The sequence below is a fragment of the Streptomyces venetus genome (genome assembly GCF_039540295.1).
In the GTDB taxonomy this organism is placed as follows: Bacteria; Actinomycetota; Actinomycetes; order Streptomycetales; family Streptomycetaceae; genus Streptomyces; species Streptomyces venetus.
The window spans coordinates 145,164-161,552 of sequence record NZ_BAABET010000002.1 but is presented as its reverse complement, the minus strand read 5'-3'; the positions used below and the strand labels follow the sequence as shown (position 1 = coordinate 161,552).

Annotated in this window: 13 protein-coding genes; 5 read left to right on the top strand and 8 right to left on the bottom strand. The window is 63.2% G+C overall.

Features of this window, described 5'->3' with window-relative positions:
* Positions 1-211 precede the first annotated feature (211 nt).
* Positions 212-1,210 (top strand): type I glyceraldehyde-3-phosphate dehydrogenase, encoded by a 999-nt coding sequence (gene gap / locus ABEA82_RS05610; protein WP_345660254.1) that lies wholly within the window; start codon positions 212-214, stop codon positions 1,208-1,210.
* Positions 1,211-1,242: 32 nt separating this feature from the next.
* Here the strand turns inward: gap and ABEA82_RS05605 are convergent, their stop codons facing one another.
* Positions 1,243-1,488: a hypothetical protein gene (locus ABEA82_RS05605; protein WP_003992947.1), complete on the bottom strand. Its 246-nt coding sequence runs from the start codon at positions 1,486-1,488 to the stop codon at positions 1,243-1,245.
* Between the two features lie 248 nt (positions 1,489-1,736).
* Positions 1,737-2,714, bottom strand: a complete 978-nt coding sequence (locus tag ABEA82_RS05600) for a helix-turn-helix transcriptional regulator (RefSeq protein WP_345660253.1) — start codon at positions 2,712-2,714, stop codon at positions 1,737-1,739.
* Positions 2,715-2,819: 105 nt separating this feature from the next.
* Here ABEA82_RS05600 and ABEA82_RS05595 point away from each other — a divergent pair, with 105 nt between their 5' ends.
* From ABEA82_RS05595 to ABEA82_RS05585, 3 genes are all read left to right on the top strand, one after another.
* Positions 2,820-3,560 (top strand): NIPSNAP family protein, encoded by a 741-nt coding sequence (locus ABEA82_RS05595; RefSeq protein ID WP_345660252.1) that lies wholly within the window; start codon positions 2,820-2,822, stop codon positions 3,558-3,560.
* Positions 3,561-3,704: 144 nt separating this feature from the next.
* Positions 3,705-4,952, top strand: coding sequence for a serine hydrolase domain-containing protein (locus ABEA82_RS05590; protein ID WP_345660251.1), 1,248 nt, complete (start codon positions 3,705-3,707; stop codon positions 4,950-4,952).
* 257 nt (positions 4,953-5,209) lie between these two features.
* Complete coding sequence (locus tag ABEA82_RS05585; RefSeq protein ID WP_345660250.1) at positions 5,210-5,593, top strand: DUF6083 domain-containing protein; 384 nt, start codon at positions 5,210-5,212, stop codon at positions 5,591-5,593.
* 364 nt (positions 5,594-5,957) lie between these two features.
* Here ABEA82_RS05585 and ABEA82_RS05580 read toward each other — a convergent pair whose 3' ends face one another.
* From ABEA82_RS05580 to ABEA82_RS05570, 3 genes are all read right to left on the bottom strand, one after another.
* Entirely contained in the window at positions 5,958-6,431 is a 474-nt protein-coding gene (locus tag ABEA82_RS05580; protein WP_345660249.1) for a hypothetical protein, read from the bottom strand.
* A 147-nt stretch (positions 6,432-6,578) separates the two neighbouring features.
* Entirely contained in the window at positions 6,579-7,694 is a 1,116-nt protein-coding gene (locus ABEA82_RS05575) for a hypothetical protein (RefSeq protein WP_345660248.1), read from the bottom strand.
* A 92-nt stretch (positions 7,695-7,786) separates the two neighbouring features.
* Positions 7,787-8,770 carry an HNH endonuclease gene (locus ABEA82_RS05570; protein WP_345660247.1) on the bottom strand — a complete coding sequence of 328 codons (984 nt, stop codon included), beginning with the start codon at positions 8,768-8,770 and terminating at the stop codon, positions 7,787-7,789.
* A 299-nt stretch (positions 8,771-9,069) separates the two neighbouring features.
* Between ABEA82_RS05570 and ABEA82_RS05565 the strand changes: the two genes are divergently transcribed.
* Complete coding sequence (locus ABEA82_RS05565) at positions 9,070-11,040, top strand: DNA cytosine methyltransferase (protein ID WP_345660246.1); 1,971 nt, start codon at positions 9,070-9,072, stop codon at positions 11,038-11,040.
* Between the two features lie 52 nt (positions 11,041-11,092).
* Here the strand turns inward: ABEA82_RS05565 and ABEA82_RS38640 are convergent, their stop codons facing one another.
* The 3 genes from ABEA82_RS38640 to ABEA82_RS05555 are packed head-to-tail and all read right to left on the bottom strand — an operon-like array spanning position 11,093 to position 16,207.
* A complete protein-coding gene (locus ABEA82_RS38640) occupies positions 11,093-12,076 on the bottom strand; it encodes a PD-(D/E)XK motif protein (RefSeq protein ID WP_176153792.1) in 984 nt (327 codons plus the stop codon).
* Positions 12,073-14,793, bottom strand: coding sequence for a Z1 domain-containing protein (locus tag ABEA82_RS05560; RefSeq protein ID WP_345660245.1), 2,721 nt, complete (start codon positions 14,791-14,793; stop codon positions 12,073-12,075). Before ABEA82_RS05560 ends, ABEA82_RS38640 begins: the two co-directional genes overlap by 4 nt.
* Positions 14,777-16,207 carry an ATP-binding protein gene (locus tag ABEA82_RS05555; RefSeq protein WP_345660244.1) on the bottom strand — a complete coding sequence of 477 codons (1,431 nt, stop codon included), beginning with the start codon at positions 16,205-16,207 and terminating at the stop codon, positions 14,777-14,779. The genes ABEA82_RS05560 and ABEA82_RS05555 overlap by 17 nt, the downstream gene beginning before the upstream one ends.
* Positions 16,208-16,389: the final 182 nt, after the last annotated feature.

The following is a 16,389-nucleotide window of genomic DNA, read 5'->3' as shown; positions in this document are numbered from 1 at the left end:
AGGCATGCCGGCAGGCGGCAGGCGGCAGGCGGCAAATCGGCATGGCGGAATCCTTCTGAACCGTCACGGCGGCGGGATCCTCTGGAGCCATGGCGGTGGCGGTGGCGGTGGCGGCGGCGGTGGCGAGATCCTTTTGAACCGTGGCGGTCCCGCCACTGTCAGCCGCGCGAGCCGCGGGCGAGCCTGGTGAGGAAGGGAAGGGACACCACTCATGACTCGCATCGCCATCAACGGATTCGGCCGCATCGGGCGCAATGTGCTGCGCGCCCTGCTGGAGCGCGACAGCGCCCTCGAGATCGTCGCCGTCAACGACCTCACCGAGCCCGCCACTCTCGCCCGGCTGCTCGCCTACGACAGCACGGCCGGCCGGCTCGGGCGCCCGGTGACCGTCGACGGGGACGCCCTCGTCGTCGACGGCCGCCGGATCACGGTGCTGGCCGAGCGCGAGCCGGCGCAGCTTCCCTGGGCCGAACTCGGCGTCGACATCGTCCTGGAAGCCACCGGCCGCTTCACCTCGGCCAAGGCCGCCCGGGCCCACCTCGACGCGGGCGCACGCAAGGTGCTCGTCAGCGCGCCCTCGGACGGCGCCGACGTCACGCTCGCGTTCGGGGTCAACACCGACTCCTACGACCCGGACCTGCACACGATCGTCTCCAACGCCTCCTGCACGACCAACGCGCTCGCACCGCTGGCCAAGGTGCTCGACGACCTCGCCGGCATCGAACACGGCTTCATGACGACGGTGCACGCCTACACGCAGGAGCAGAACCTGCAGGACGGCCCCCACCGCGACGCTCGTCGCGCCCGTGCCGCCGGCGTCAACATCGTGCCGACCACGACCGGCGCCGCCAAGGCGATCGGCCTGGTGCTGCCGAACCTCGACGGCAAGCTGTCGGGCGACTCGATCCGCGTCCCGGTGCCGGTGGGCTCGATCGTCGAACTCAACACCACCGTCGCCCGCGACGTGACGCGCGACGACGTACTGGCGGCCTACCGCGCCGCTGCCCAGGGGCCGCTTGCCGGGGTCCTCGAATACTCGGACGACCCGCTCGTCTCCTCCGACATCGTGGGCAATCCCGCCTCGTCGATCTTCGACTCGGCCCTCACCCGCGTTGACGGCAGCCACGTCAAGGTGGTCGCGTGGTACGACAACGAGTGGGGCTTCTCGAACCGCGTGATCGACACGCTCGAACTCCTCGCCACCCGCTGACCGGACGGGACGTCCTGGAGCGGTGAACCGCTTCAGGACCCGTTGAAATAGAAGACGGACGCCACGACGACCAACTCCTCGGGCCAGTCGATGTCGATCCGGATGTGCACGGTGTTGTCGTCCTTGGGGACCACGTTGTAGACCTTGAGCGGTGCCGCACCCATGAACGGTTTGCGGTCACCGTTCGGGTCGATCTCCGCCAAGGAGACGTAGACCCGGGAGGCGGAGGTGACGAAGCGCATGGGCAGGATCTGGTCGAAGACTCCCTGACCTGCCATGGCGAATCTGTCGGCCCCTTGAGTGGGCCCCGCGGACGGGTCTCCCAGGAGTACGACTCCGTCGGGCCAGTTTCCTTTGCCGGTTCCAGGCATGCTGATGCTCACAGATTACGCATGCCCAATAACCCTCTGTGATTACTCGACATCCGAGCCAAAGCCACCCGCAAGAGGTACTCGTCGCAGCTGAGGCCGACGGTGGGACACCATCTGTGGGACACGACGAGTCGAGTCGGCAGTCGGCAGTCGTGTCAATGGACTCCATAGGCCCGGGCGAGGACGCCCACAGTGACGGCCATGGCCTGGCGCAGTTCGGCCGGTGCGAGGACCTCGACGTCGACACCGAGCCGCAGCAACTCGCCACAGGCATGCTCGGTGCTCTCGGTCGGGATGACCGCCTCGATCCATCCGTCGTCGCCGACGGGGGACGCGGTGGAGTCGACCGCCCGCACCACCTCCGGGAGGACGTTGTCGGGCAGGCGCCGACGTCCCTGCGGGGACAGGCGGATGGTGGCGCGGCCGGTGTAGCGGCGCTCCTGGAAATCGTCGAGGTAAGAGGTCCAGTACGCGCCCAGGTCGAAGCCCTGCGGCCGATCGAACTGCTCGTCGCTCAGCGCCGCTTCGAGGACTTGGGCGACCCGGTAGGTCGCGGTCCGGCTCTCCGTGGCGGCCACGAGGTACCAGACGCCGGACTTGAGCACCAGGCCGTAGGGGCGAAGGCGACGCCGCACCTCTTGCGGCGCCCGCCAGCGGCGGTAACGCACGTCCACCGCACGCCGGGTGAGCACCGCGTCGACGAACAGGGGCAGATGCGGCGTCTGTTCGGGTTCCCGATACCAGCCGGGAGCGTCCAGGTGGAACACCGCCGCGGTCCGCGCCGCCTCCTCGCGCAGTCCCACCGGCAGCGCGGCCAGCAGCTTCAGCCGCGCCGCCGTCACCTCCGCCGCGAGCCCCAGATCGGCGGCGGGGCCGGGCAGTCCGGCGAAGAACAACGCCCGTGCCTCCCCCTCGCTCATCCCGGTGAGGCGGGTGCGATAGCCGTCGAGCAGCTGATAGCCGCCCCCGCGACCCGGCTCCGCGTAGACCGGGACCCCGGCAGCCTGCAGACGCACCAGGTCACGGTAGGCGGTCCGCACGGACACCCCCAGCTCGCCGGCGATCCCTCGCGCGGACATGCGGCCCCGGGATTGCAGCAACAGCAGCACCGACAGCAGTCGACCGGCAGACATGGCCGCATTCTCCCCGGAAACCCTGACAGCACCTGGCACACGGCGCCTTTAGCTTCGGTCCGGCAGCCCCACACCCAGACAAGAGCACCGAACGGGAGCTTCACTGTGCCCCTCACCGACCTGGTCGGCCGCCCCGCCGTGATCGAACTTCGCCAGTACACCCTGCGCCCCGGCCGACGCGACGAGCTCATCGAGCTGTTCGACCGGGAACTCGTCGAGACGCAGGAAGAGACCGGAATGGTCGTGCTCGGCCAGTTCCGGGACCTCGACGACCCGAACCGCTTCGTCTGGCTGCGCGGCTTCCGGGACATGGAGACACGGCGCCACGCGCTCACGGCCTTCTACGGCGGCCCGGTCTGGTCCCGCCACGGCCCCCAGGCGAATGCCACCATGCTCGACTCGGACGACGTCCTCCTCCTGCGCCCCCTGTCGACCGAGACCAGCCTCACGGTCCATCCGTCCGAGCGACCCCGGCCCGGTGCTCCGGCACCGGCCCGACTCGTAACAGCCACGATCTGGTCGTTCCCGCCCCGACGACACGACGGCATACATCTGATCCGGGACGGCCTCCTCCCCGTGCTCCACAAGACGGGCCCCGCCCCACTCGCCGCGCTGACCACCGAGACAGCCCCCAACACCTTCCCCAAGCTGCCGGTCCGCACCGGAGAGAACGTCGCCGTCATCCTCACCTCGCACCCCGACGAGGCCGCCCACCGCCGACACGTCGCCGAGGTCCACTCCCGCCCCCTCACACGGGACGAGATCCTACCGACCATCAACCAAGAACAGACAACAGCCCCCCGAACACTGCGCCTGACACCCACAGGCCGCTCGCTCATCTCCTGAGTCTGACGTGAAATCAAGTACCAGGGTTCGATCAGGGTTCGATCAGGGGCGTTCCCTGATGAGCTGGGCTGCCGGTGCGGAAGAGACTCGTGGCCGGGCCGGTCGATCACCGGTCCGGCCACCACGATTTCGGAGAGCCCCATCATGAACAGCTCTGCCCGTCGATCCTGTTGGACCACCCTGGCTGCCTGTGGAACCTTGCTGATGACCCTGGCCACGGGGGTGGCCGCTCCCGCTTCCGCCGCCACCTCAGGCTCCACACGCGCTGCCGCCCCCGCGCCGCTGCCTGGGCTGGATCCGGTCGCGCTCAAGGCGGCCATCGGCGGCCTGCCGAATGCGGACGTCACCGGCGCGCTGTTACGGGTCACTGGTCGTGCGGGCCACTGGTCGGGCACGTCAGGTGTGGGCAACCTGGAGACTGGTCAGGGCGTGCCGCCCAATGCGCACATCCGGATCGGCAGCATCTCCAAGGTCTTCACCGCCACGATCGTTCTCCAGCTCGCCGCCGAGCACCGGATCGATCTGGACGAGCCCGTCCAGCGGTACTTGCCGGGCGTCCTGCCTGCCGACCTGCCGCCCGTCACGATCGGTCAGCTGCTCAACCACACCAGCGGCCTTCCGCGCGGCGCCGACAGCCCCGACTTCGGCGACGGCAGTCCCGAATGGTTCGCCGCCAACCGCATGAAGAGCTTCACACCGCAGCAGGTGATCGACTTGATGGCGGGCCAGCCCATGCAGTTCGCGCCGGGCACCGCGCAGCAGTACAACGGGATGAACTACTACGTTGCCGGCCTGCTGGTAGAGAAGATCACCGGGCACAGCTTTGCCGACGAGGTACGGTCCCGGATCACCCGGCCTCTGGCCCTGCACGACACCTATGTCCCAGGCGCCCACGACTCGCGGTTGCCGAGCCCGCACTCCGACGGCTACCTGATGGTCAAGTCCCCGGACGACACCACGCATCCGGTGGACGTTACTGAGCAGAGTCCCTGGCCCTGGGCCGAGGGCGGCATGATCTCCACCCCCGCTGACCTCGACCGTTTCGTGACCGCGCTCTTCCTTGGCCGCTTCCTTCCGTCGGCGCAGCAGGCCGAGCTCTTCACGGTCCCCGACGTCCCCAGCTTCCACAGCAGCCAGTGCCGTACCGAGGCCGACGCCGGCCGGGCCTGTATGGCCATGGGGCTGATGCGGGTCAAGGCATCCAACGGTGTCGTGGTCTGGGGCAAGACCGGCTCCCGTCCTGGCTACACCAGCGGTGTGTTCTCCACCCGCGACCTCTCCCGCAAGATCGTCTACTCTCTCAACCCCACCAACTGCAACGGCAACGAGAGCCGCTACGTCCAGCAGATCGCCGCCGCCTCCTTCGGCCCCGTGGTCCCGGCCAAGAGCTGACCCTCGACGATGCGGCTGTCTTCGGCCCAAGTCCCAAGGAACCTGACCTGGGTTCCACGGAAGAGAGAGCGCCGAGCATCAGCCCCCGAGCCTGCATAGGCCGAGGGCTTCGCCGCATCTCGGCCGTGTGTGGTCGGCCGCTGGTTGCCGGCTGCACCTGCCGCGTCGTGTTTCGTCTCGCTGCCGGACGGTTGCCCCAGGAGTTCCGTCCGGTTCGCGCTCTACGCCCGGGCCGACGGGCTGGCGACCCTCACGGTATGGGGGTTTTGGAGGAGAAGCCGCGGCGGCTGGGCGGTGGGCATTCCCGCTGCCCGCACTGCGGGCTGCTGCAGGATCGGGTGGCAACACTTGACCAGGACTGGGTGCTGCTGGAGCCGGACATGAATCCGCTGGCCCATACGGTGCCGGCAGAGCATCGGTGGATCGAGCTGACCGACGGGCGGGTGACGGTCTACGGGGTGTGTCCGCCGGATCAGTTCCAACGGTGCCGTATCGAGCATCGCCTGGCCTGCCCAGCAAAGCCTCTCCCGGATCTGTGGCCATGGTTGACGAGCCTGCGAGGGGAGAACGCGCGGCGGGTGAAGCGACAGGACGACCCGGAGCCTCCTCCGCCTCCCGAGGAGTGGCCGGACGCCGGCTGATTGGACGCTGCGGAATCATGGGCTGAACAGGGAAGATGCTCCAAGACTCCTGACGACGAATAGTCCACGGACCCTGACCCGCGCCCGCTCCGACCGGCACACGCCTGCACATACGCGAAGACCCCACCCCAGCGAAAGCGCTGATGGCGGGGTCTTTGGGCACCTCATACAGGGTGCCCCCGGCAGGATTCGAACCTGCGCACACGGCTCCGGAGGGCTTTTGATTCACAGGAAATGCAGCAGGTCGGAGGCTCGCGAACGACTGCTCGGGCGAAGCCCGTCCACGGATGGTCCACGGCTTCTTAGTGCCTAGCGGCGTGGGCGCTGCGCTCTACGGCTCTGCCACCATAAGCAGAGCGGCGGATCACCAGCAATCCATTGATCTTCCGGCGTACTGGCACGTCGGCTCCTCGTAGCGGCTCCGCCCATCGTCGCCGTTGGCGCGTGACCAGGCGATCAGAACAAGCAAGGCGGCGAAGCCGATCACGACGCCCTTGGCCCACTTCATGGACTCCTCATCGCGGACACGCTGGATGAGTTCTTCCCGCTCCCGCTCGCGTCGTTCCGAAGGCGTGAAGCCGTTGTGGTCCGCGATCTCATCGTCGGCGGGCTCCTCATCTCGCGACAAGGAGTCCAAACCGATGGCGTCCAGTTCGGTGCGGCGTGCTTGTCGAGCCTCCCGTCGCGCCCGGTCGACGTCCGACTCTGAGAACGGGAATCGGCGGGACCAGTCACTTCTGTGACAGCTTGCACAGTTCGAGACGCCCTCGTTCCCGACACGCATCAGTCGGCCTACGGCGTGGCCGCAGTGTGGGCAGGGGTGCTCAACTTCGGCCATGCGTACCCCTCCATCGGCCGGTACAGATTAGAGCGTGGCACAGATCCTTGAGGCTCGGATGGGCTAGCTGGTCATCCGGCACCGCATGCAGCGCCCTGGGTTTGGTCTGAGAAGAAGCTCGCTCCGGGGCGCGGTGTCGGCGGGTACTCAGAAACGATCGACGCGTACAGCCAGACACTCCGGACACAGCCCCAAGTCGCTCTCCTCGTCTGGGTCAAAGTGCTGCTCGCAGCTCTCGCACACGTGCAGCACGTCGAAGACGTCGCCGCAGGCGAAGCACACGGATCGGTAATGGGTAGGGGCCGAGGCGATGGTGGCGAAGTCGACCAGGACCGCACTCTCACCGCAGTCCGGGCAGTCAGCAAGGTTGCAGTAATCGTTCCCCGTCAGGCCGATGTCCACGGCCGCGACCTCGGCAGAGGGCCAACTGTGGTGACAGAACCGGCAGGACAGTGGGCCGCCGCCGGAGCCGATCACGACGGCCCACTGCATGCACAGCGGGCACTGCACCGTGAGGTCGAGCAGCTTCTTTAGCTCGGGGCGAAGCTGGTCGTGGCGCCGCTTCAGAAAGGACTGGATGGTGCTGAGCCGTGCGCGAACGTAGGCCAGTCCGTCCTGAACCTCGTCGCGTTCCGCCTCTTCTGGCTCGGCGGTCAGAGCGGGCGCCAGCTCGGCATGGACGAAGCCCATTAGGAAGTCGAGGACGTCGGCGGCGCGCGCTTCCACAGCGCGGGCTGGCCATGTCAGACCGTAGTGTTGAAGAGCGTTGCGGGTCTCGGCCAACTTCTTTAGGGCTGCTGCGCTCTTGTCGTCCACGTCGACGCCGGCGATGTTGCGCAGCCGGTCGATGGCCGCCTCAGTGGTACAGCTATTGAAGTTGCCGGCCTCGAACTTTTTGCGGGTGGCGGCGCTGGGCTCCGCGAAGACCAAGCTCCAGTGCTCTTGCAGCAGACGGGACTTGAGCAGCACCTCGGCGGCGGCCTGGAGATGCAGCACGGCGTACTTCAGGGCCCGCGGAGTGGGCGGATCTTCGTCGGTGAGGTGGTCGACCACGCTACGCAGATAGTCGACGCCGTTCTCCACCGGGGGGAAGTCGACGTGTGCCGGCTCCGCGCGGCGAGGCGGGGTCGCTGGGGTAGTTCCCTGTGTGGGCGGAGGTGCGGGCACCAGGGCGCCCGCGGGCTCCGTGGCGGCCTTGGACGCGCCCGCCTCGATGGAGGAAGGGACGGTGAAGTCCGCTTCGTTAGATTCGCTAGCGTTCATGTGCTGAATCCTTTCCGCACCAGAGCATGCGAGCCCCGGCTTGACAGCTCTTTGTGTCGGCTGTCGCCGACAGCTACCTGCCACGCGGCTAGCTACCACGTCGCTGTGGTGGCCAGGTAGTGCTCTTCTATGACGTGACGATTCAGCGGTGCATCTACCGATACATGCAACGGTACGCCGTCCAACGCACTGTACTCAGTGTGCCCCAAAAGGCTCGGCGCGACAGAGATGCGAAGGGTTGACCTTATAGCTAACAGCCCAGCGTCAAAGAGGCGGTGAACATCGGCGCGCAGTAACAACCCCTCTTCGACGTTGTGTTGCTCAGTAACAGCGAACGGGCGAAGGTGTGCTGCTTCGAGCACTTCGGCCGGTGCTGGACCGGTCATGGCACAAACCATTCCGTACTCACGCACAAGGGCCTGACGGAACGCATCCTGTCCTCGCCGCGCTGCCGTGGTCGTGCGGCGCCGCCCTCCCGCTAGTACTGAAGGGCGATGGTGCGTTGAGATCATCGCGACATCTTGGTGCGGCAGGCGAACGCCGAGAGCTGCAACTTTGACGAGTGTGCGGGCTCGGTCCATCGCCTTGATCGATTGCTGGTCGGACTGGCTCAGAGTCACTTCGGTAAGGTCTGCTTTGTTTAAGCACCCTTCGAGCGGCTGCCAGGTGCCTCCGTAGTGCGCCCGGTAGGTGGTGATCGGGATCACCTCTTCCCTCGGTTCTGGGAAGGCCCGCTGGCAAGGGCTGCACCAATACCGCACTTTTTGAGTAGTGCGTTCCTTGAAGTTGGTGCTCCCGCAATGCGGGCACCGATTGCGGACCTTCTGCTGGCCCGTTAGCACGTCCAATCTTTCTATATAGCCGATACCCAAGGCCTCGTGGCGGTTCCGCACCACGACCAAGTCGCCGGCCTTCACTCTGCGGTGGTTACCTACGGTTGAGTCGTAGCTGTAGGACTCCTCCGCGACGTCCTCATAGCCTCTGTTGCCCTGGAACTGACGCTCCGTCTCGTCTGTGATCAGGAACGACCAAGCTCTGCCCTTGATGTCATGTGTCGTGATCTTCGAGCTGCCCACAACTGGAGGTTACGAGGGGATGCTGCCCGTAAGCTGGCGTTTGCAGCGACTCGCGTCTCGGAGGGACCGCTTGTGGTGCCAGACGCCAAGCGTCGCTACCACACAGCGCAGGGGAAGCACCTGTGGTACGACGTGGAGCGCTCAACCGGGAGGACGTAAGATCGTCCCTCAGGTTCCATGGTGCGGACCTGCGAGCGTGCGAACGGGCATCCGTGTGGGGTGGCGTAGATCTTGTTGATGGATCGGCGAGGCCCCGGTGTGCACAGTAGTGTCTCGTCCTGTGAGAGCCATTGCCGCGAGTGGTTGTGTGTGCTCTCCTGGTGCTCGTCGATCTCTCATGTACGGAGGGCTGTGCGGTGACAAAGGGGAAGTACGGCGTTCCCCTCGAGCGGTCTGACTGTCTCCCGCTACCTCGGCATCCCGACAGTTGCACTGAGGAAGACTTCACTGAGTGGCTTGAGCGTCACAAAGGTGAGCGTCTCGCGGTAGATCTCTTCTCCGGCGCGGGTGGACTAAGTCTCGGTATCGAGCGCGCTGGATGGACTGTAGCGGCTGGCGTCGACTACAACGAGCGTGCCTTGGAAACTCACGCCGCAAATTTCTCGGGGCTCAGCCTACACATGGATCTCGGGAATCCCGAAAATCGAGACAGGCTCGTATACCTCCTTCTGAACGCCAAAGTGGACTTGGTGGCGGGTGGTCCTCCCTGCCAGCCGTTCAGCCGCGCCGGGCGTAGTAAGATTCGCGACTTGGTCCGAAATCACGGACGGGATCCGCAAGACCATCGCAAGCAGCTGTGGCGAGCATACCTGGATGTTGTCACCCGAGTTCGACCTCGCGCCGTACTCATGGAAAATGTACCCGATATGGGTTTGGGTGACGACTTTGCCGTAGTTCGCATTATTGAGGAAAAGCTCGAAGATCTGGGATATGCAACTCAACTGCGTCTCGTAGATGCGTGGCAGTACGGGGTTCCGCAGCACCGCAAGAGGCTAATACTGCTTGCCCGAAACGATATCGAGCGGTTCGATTGGCCGCCGATGCGAGAGCAGTTTGTGTCACTTCGTGATGCGATCTCCGACCTCCCGAAGCTGGACTTCAAGCCACGACAGCGTGTAGGTGATCGTGAGATGCCCTACGAGGAGCCGGAGCGACTTTCATCTTTCGCCCGGATTATGCGGCAGAGCGCTGAGACCACTGTAATCCACGACCACATGACGCGCCGAGTTCGGGAAGATGACTGGGAGATCTTCTCGCGGCACATGGATTCGAAAACCTTGTACTCGGATCTTCCAGAGGAGCTACGTCGTTATCGCGCAGACAGCTTCACGGATAAATATAAGAAGCTGGACTGGGATGAGCTTAGTCGGTCGATTACTGCGCATATCGCGAAAGACGGCTACTGGTATATTCATCCCGCAGAGCCTCGCACCCTTACGGTGAGAGAGTCTGCTCGCATCCAAACTTTCCCGGACCGGTTCCGATTTGCTGGAACGCGCAGCGACGCATTTAAGCAGATCGGTAATGCAGTACCACCCCTCTTGGGGGAAGCGGCTGCGGCGGCGGTAACTCCAATCGGGGAAGCATCGGCAAACAGTGGGTTGACTCCCCATTGGCGGCGCGTCCGAGAAGAACTCAATCTGTGGGCAGAGCAGGCGCGCGAGCAGGACGGCTGGTATCAGTATCCCGGACCTGAAATGCTTCCCCCTCAAGCTGCCGTGATGGCTCTCCTGTCCGGCAGCCGTGTGAAGCAGTCTGAGCTGCGCGACATCATGCAGACAATTCGAGGCATGAAGTCGGTGACTGCCAAGGTGTTTGAGCGCATGTTGATGCAGGCGCCAACGAAGAGCGTAAGAGACAGAATCTCACGATTGAAGCCACTTGTTGACGATCGCTCAGCATGGCGCGAAGTGAAGGAACACGAGGTTCCCTCAAAGCTGGGATTCAAGCCGGCTGAGGAGGCGTTGTACACCTTGCTCCTTGGAGACCAAGACCTTCTCCTAGTCACCCAGGGGGCATTGCGTGTTGGAGCACGAGTCAACGACAGCGAGGCTGACCGCACCAACAAACTGACCGATGGTCGTGTCAACTTGATCCGTCTCGTAGGCGCCGGCACCAACGCTTCTCTCCGCATGGCCGCGCTCCGTGTGATCGGCAACGACTATTGCAAGCCCAATCAACCTGCGTGCGGGTGGTGCCCTCTGGAAAAATACTGTCAGGGAAAGCCCCCGGGCGACGACCTCTACAGCGTAGCTAGCGCAGAGTGCTGACGCTTTCAAGGAGGCGTCAGCACACCCGGCACTAGGCAGTGACTGTATGGCCCTACAGCGCTTGCCAGTCGATGGGGTTAGAGGTGATAAGCCAGTGGCTGCAAGCTGCGAGATCGAGGTCGTACGAGACACGCACTACCCCGTCTGGCAGGCCAGCTGGGAAGCTTTGCCGGGTTAGCCGTGGAAAGGCGTCACTGACTCGATAGAGGCTCTCCTCGACAATCCGATAGGGAATTTCGTGAGCCTTGCGATGGACCGGGCTATATCCTCGTAGCCCAACCTTCTGGAGAAAGCGTTCGCGGGCAGCTGGGTGGCCTTCCAGGTCTGCTGACACCCGATCGACCAGCTTAGGAAGGGTGTTATTAGCGAGCTGGTCTCGCACGACTCGGAGGCTGAAGAGGTACAGCTCCCCAGTCTCCGGGGGTGCGAGTTGGTCCAAGCTTCGGATCGTGTGGACACTGCCGGCGTCGCCACTACGTGCGGTGGACTTGACCTCGACTGATGCATGCGACCATTGAAAGTCGTGGCGGGATCCTTCGGAGGCTGTCCAGGCGTCTATGTGCGTTGGCGTCACGCCAGTCCAGCGAACGAGGAACCAAAGCTCGGCGAAAAGAGCCAAGGCGTCATTGCCGGTGAGACGGCTAGCGTCAACCTCCCAAAACCACTTCCACCGTTCCAATACGTCACCCACGGTTGCGGCTCTGTCCGCGGCCTGCAGAGGCCCTGCAGCGTGAATGATGTCAGCAGCCACGGCGGCGAAGGTTGTAACCGTGCCTGCGTCCAAGCAAGCAACGTCCAAGTAGTCGCTGACCGGTTGGCCGGCCACTTGGTGTTCGCCTACACGAACTTGCAGCCCCTTAGTAATGGTGCTGGGAGTCTGCGTACCCGGTGGCACGTTCAGGAGCAGATGGCAGTGGCCCTCCGCATCGACCGCGGCCCACACGCCATCAGCTGGCAGCTTCTCTGCAGAGAGTAGGCCTGGGGCGGGGGCGGCTGGTATTTGGCTCCACAGGTCTTCGAGTTCCGCAGCGTTCACTGGTGCCCTGCCTTACGCCCTACCACGTAGGAAACACTGCGGGGACTGTTCGAATAGGGAAAAGAAACGGCATACGTCAAGACACAGTCGGGCCGCTCGGCTCCCTCCTCGAATAGTCTGCGCCGGTTCTTGGCGTATGCTCCTGGTCCACTCCCCGGATCAATGGGGTAAAGGACGAGGAGTCCTTCTCGTGGCGACCGTTGGGATCTGAAGGCATCACCAAGCATCGTGAACTCTCCCGTCTTGTGCAGCCTATGTGCCTCTTCGATTTCATCCGGGGAGAGTCCGAGCAGTTCGTCTTCCGGTTCGGTAACCACACCCAGCGAGGTGGGGTCCTTGATGAGCCTGCTACGTCGGATCATTGCAACCTCGGGATGATCTGATATTCCCAGGTCGACCGTGGCGTGATCCTTTTTCCGGTTGCTGGCAGAGGAGACCAGCACTCGCCAATACGTGAGTTCGTTATGCTGCGTCTGTGCCTGGATATAACTCACAACGGCTGGTACGTCGAAGGCGCTCTGCTCGCTGAATTGAAACCCTTCGATGAACTGGACAATCGCTTCAGCATTGACGCCCTTCCAGCTCAGGCGGCCGGAATCCGCCTCGTGCGGTCTTCCCAGCGACCTCAGCAGGGTTCGAGCGATGCGCAAGTTTTCACCGCACACATCAAGGATTGCTGGATCATCAAAGGGGAAGCGAAGGGTTTGCAGCTTCCTGCCGTCGAATGAGTCTTGTTGTAGCGACGTCTCCTTCATTTTATTCTTCGCCGTCGGCAGCATTTTTTCATGGCTGCGGATGCGTGGCGCGCTTTGCCATGGTGTAAGTCTCCGACGCGCGTAGTGCTCAATCTGTCGGCGAAGCTCCTCTTCGATAGTCGCTAGATCATGGAACCAGGTGATTAGAGTTTGGGTGCTGTACAGGCGCGTCAGATCGACGTAGTCGCCTCGGTAGCCGAACCAGCGGCCCATCTGCAATAGCGTGTCATAGTAGGGAGTGCTTCTCACGAAATAGGAGACGAGAAGTCCTTCAACGGTGACACCTCTGGAAAGCTTGTTGCCGCCCACCAGGACTGCTTTCAAGTCCGGCTCTGCCTCGAAATCCAGTTCATCCTCGTGATTTGAGTTTAGGATCCGCACCTCTATTCCCGGACCGAACAGCGTATCCAGGTGTTGCTCTAGCTTCTCGAAGGGAGTGTCCTTATCGAGGTCTACGGAAGATGTGAGAGGTCGGAATTCGGTGTCCCAGCGATCCCGCAGAATCGGCAGATACTCTCCTCGGTCATAACGCCACTGCTGACGCATGTGGCCAAGTTCCGCCGAGATTTCGGAAGCCAACTTATCCTGTGATTCCTTGCGCATGTCAACGTGCACGAGCATGGTGCAAGGTTGATCACCGCTATTTCGTTCCATCCGGCCCGCAGCTGCCAGCAGAAAGTCGGTAAGGGCGATTTTCAGGGAGTTGGGCAGTTTTGGTGTGTAGGGCTTTCCTTTGCCTTTCGGGGGGACGATCTGTTTTACATCCAGGTTTGGGACGATTCGGATGACATCGAGCCCCTCCACCTGCCCCACTTCGCCGGGGAGTTGTTCGCGTCCAAATAGACGGTCAGGCCCAACGTACTTCTGCCCGGGGGGATGAGGCAGAGTGATGATGAAGTCCCGCGGAAAAAGGTCGTCGCCACCTACTCGGTCCTCAGCGTTGGGGTTGATGAGAATATTGGCGAAGGGTGTCGCCGTGTAAGCGACATAGGACACGCGCGCGAAGCAGCGGAGAAGCCTGCGTATGCGAAGGTTGATAGCGCTGGGGTTCAGCTCGTCGTCTGACGGCACATCACCGTCGTAGTCTGACGACCTCAGGTCCAATACCTCAGACACAGGCTCGTCGTCAGCACGGTTGCCGCCTGTGTTCACCGATGCCTGATCGGCTTCGTCGTCGATGACTAGGACCGGTACGTGCTCAGGAACCTTGTTCTCCAGCCACTCTAGGAGGCGGTCGAGGCGAGTCTTGTTCTTCTTGACCACCAGAATGACTTGGTTCTGTCCCTGTAGGGGGCCAACGTTGACCCCCGGGTCGAAGTCGCCGTCGAGGTGGTCATGCGTCAACCAGGTCCAGTACTTATCTGGATCTCCTTGCCCCACACCATTGGGGAATGGGACATTTTCGTGTCCCAAGTCGCGCTGGAGACGTCGCTGTGTCTGCAAGCGCAGAGTGTTGTGCAGTCCTGAGAGGACAATGATGATTTTGTAGCCTGCGTCCGAAGCCTTGGCTATCAGCGCGGAGAAGTTGCTTGTTTTCCCGCTCTGTACATGACCAACGACCAAGCCTCGCACGCTAAACGGCTCGGGATGCCGCGGGTCCTCCAGGTGCGACAGTACTCGGTCACTCGCTCGGTCTAGGCTATCGATCTCGTAGGTTTGGCGGTGCAGTACGTGGCTGAGGAAGCGGTGCTGACGTGTCCAGTAATAGCCGTCAGCCGTGTCCCAGTTCTGGAACCAAGGGCGTGGCCCCCCTGTAGCGCTTACCTCTGTTGGACGCACTGTCCGAATTATGGTGGTGGTCCGCTGCTGCTTTTCCCAGTGTTGGCGGACGGCGTCGTGGTCTTCCAGCGGTACGAGACCGGGGTAGCGCGTGAGGCTTTCTTCCAGGGTCAGCCCATCCCTGTCCATGATGGCCTTGAGGACGAAAAGGTGTTGCTCGATGCGGTTACCAACCGAGGTCACGTGCTACCTCCGGAGAGATGAAGCGAAGATTCGACACGATTCGGATAAGCGCCTCAGTTTCTCCGGCTTGAGCCGCTGCGGCTTCTAGCGCCTGTCGCGCACTAAGTGGCGCGGTCCCCGGCACTCGTGCGGTTACCGCAGATGCGTGGGGGCTGATCAGTGGTGGTGACGGAGTTGTGGACCTAGTGGGAGAGGGCTCCTTGCGGCCAGAGCCAGGTACATCCGCCACCGTAGAGGGGGCCGGCACTTGCGGCGTCGGTACGGCACGGGAGGCTCGGGGACGCCTCGGTGGTGGGCTTTGGGAAGGTTGCTTTTGGCGGTAGGCGGCGTCAGCTGCCCTGCTCCAGGTCGAGACTCTAGGATTGAGGGCGTGACGCAAGTCTTCCGGCAGCGTTACAGAGGCTTTGGCCACGTTGACACCGAAGGCGTTATCCAGCTCGGGAAAGAATTCGAGCGAGACACGAGCCAGCTTCACGTGCTCGTCCAGGGCTCGTACTCGGCACCAGCCACCAGACTGGATCAGACGATTGGCTCGGTAGATGTAAAAACCCTGTTGCCGGTTCCAGTTTTTGGGTCCAGAAGCCCGCTTCCATGCGGTAGGCGAGGAGAACTGGTTTTGGTGAGGAAGCACGAAGGGACTTAGGTGCACGATGCCGTTGCCGTATCGAGAATGCACCTCCAAGTTCTCTTCTTCGAGTGCCGTGGTGCTCGGCTCGCTGCGGCAGAACGGGTCCCATGCTTCTACGGGAGTACCGTTCACCGTGATCCGAAGCGGCTGGCGGTCCGCAACTTCGCCGGCAAGGAAGCGGTGGAAGACCATGCCTAGGTGCTCGTCGATGTCCTCAGCGCAGGCGATCAGTTGTTTTTTCGCCCACCCTCCGAAGGGATCCTGATACTGAAGAACGTGGTCCAAGTCTTCCCACAGAACAACCGTGCCGGAAGCTTCCCCCAAGGCAGAGCGGGTTGGTTCGGGCAGCTCGTCAGGAGTGAGTTCAAAAATCTCCCAGTTATCTACCTGGTCGATGTGGGCGAGGTCGAGCTGACGAGCCTCCAGAGGTGCACCGGGAGTGTCAGCACGAGACACCACGGTCAGCTTGCGACACTGCGACGTGGAGGCTGACTTGAGTCCAAAACCGAAGCGACCCAACTCTGTTCTCGCATATTCCCGCTCACTTCCGTACCGGAAAGCTTCGGTCAACTGGTCAGCGCTCATGCCGTGCCCGTTGTCCGCGATCCGAATCCAGGAGTGCGTACCAGCGAAGTGCACAGTAACGTCGACGGTCGTCGCGTCGGCGGAGACACTGTTGTCCACGATGTCTGCCACTGCATGGCGCAGGTCGTATCCCAGGTTGCGCAGCGAAGTCAGCGTACGCCGAGCCCTCGGCACCACTTGGATGGTCTTGCGTACTGCCACGAACAGCCCCCCACTCGAAACTTGTCCAATCTTGCCACCAATGGCTGGGCAGGACGAGTGCTACACCGACTCTCAGAGAGAGGGCTTGGTTCGGGCAACCATCCTGCTCAGTCCCCTCGTTGACTCGCTTCGGACAACTCCGAGGCAGGTGCAGCTACTGGCTGCTGCCGTCGTGGGCCCGC

Excerpts from the sequence above, each read along its gene's own strand:
- ABEA82_RS05575 (WP_345660248.1), bottom strand. The coding sequence starts at position 7,694 with ATGAACGCTAGCGAATCTAACGAAGCGGACTTCACCGTCCCTTCCTCC.
- ABEA82_RS05605 (WP_003992947.1), bottom strand. The coding sequence starts at position 1,488 with ATGGCAGGTCAGGGAGTCTTCGACCAGATCCTGCCCATGCGCTTCGTC.
- ABEA82_RS05590 (WP_345660251.1), top strand. The coding sequence starts at position 3,705 with ATGAACAGCTCTGCCCGTCGATCCTGTTGGACCACCCTGGCTGCCTGT.
- ABEA82_RS05585 (WP_345660250.1), top strand. The coding sequence starts at position 5,210 with ATGGGGGTTTTGGAGGAGAAGCCGCGGCGGCTGGGCGGTGGGCATTCC.
- ABEA82_RS05600 (WP_345660253.1), bottom strand. The coding sequence starts at position 2,714 with ATGTCTGCCGGTCGACTGCTGTCGGTGCTGCTGTTGCTGCAATCCCGG.
- gap (WP_345660254.1), top strand. The coding sequence starts at position 212 with ATGACTCGCATCGCCATCAACGGATTCGGCCGCATCGGGCGCAATGTG.
- ABEA82_RS05580 (WP_345660249.1), bottom strand. The coding sequence starts at position 6,431 with ATGGCCGAAGTTGAGCACCCCTGCCCACACTGCGGCCACGCCGTAGGC.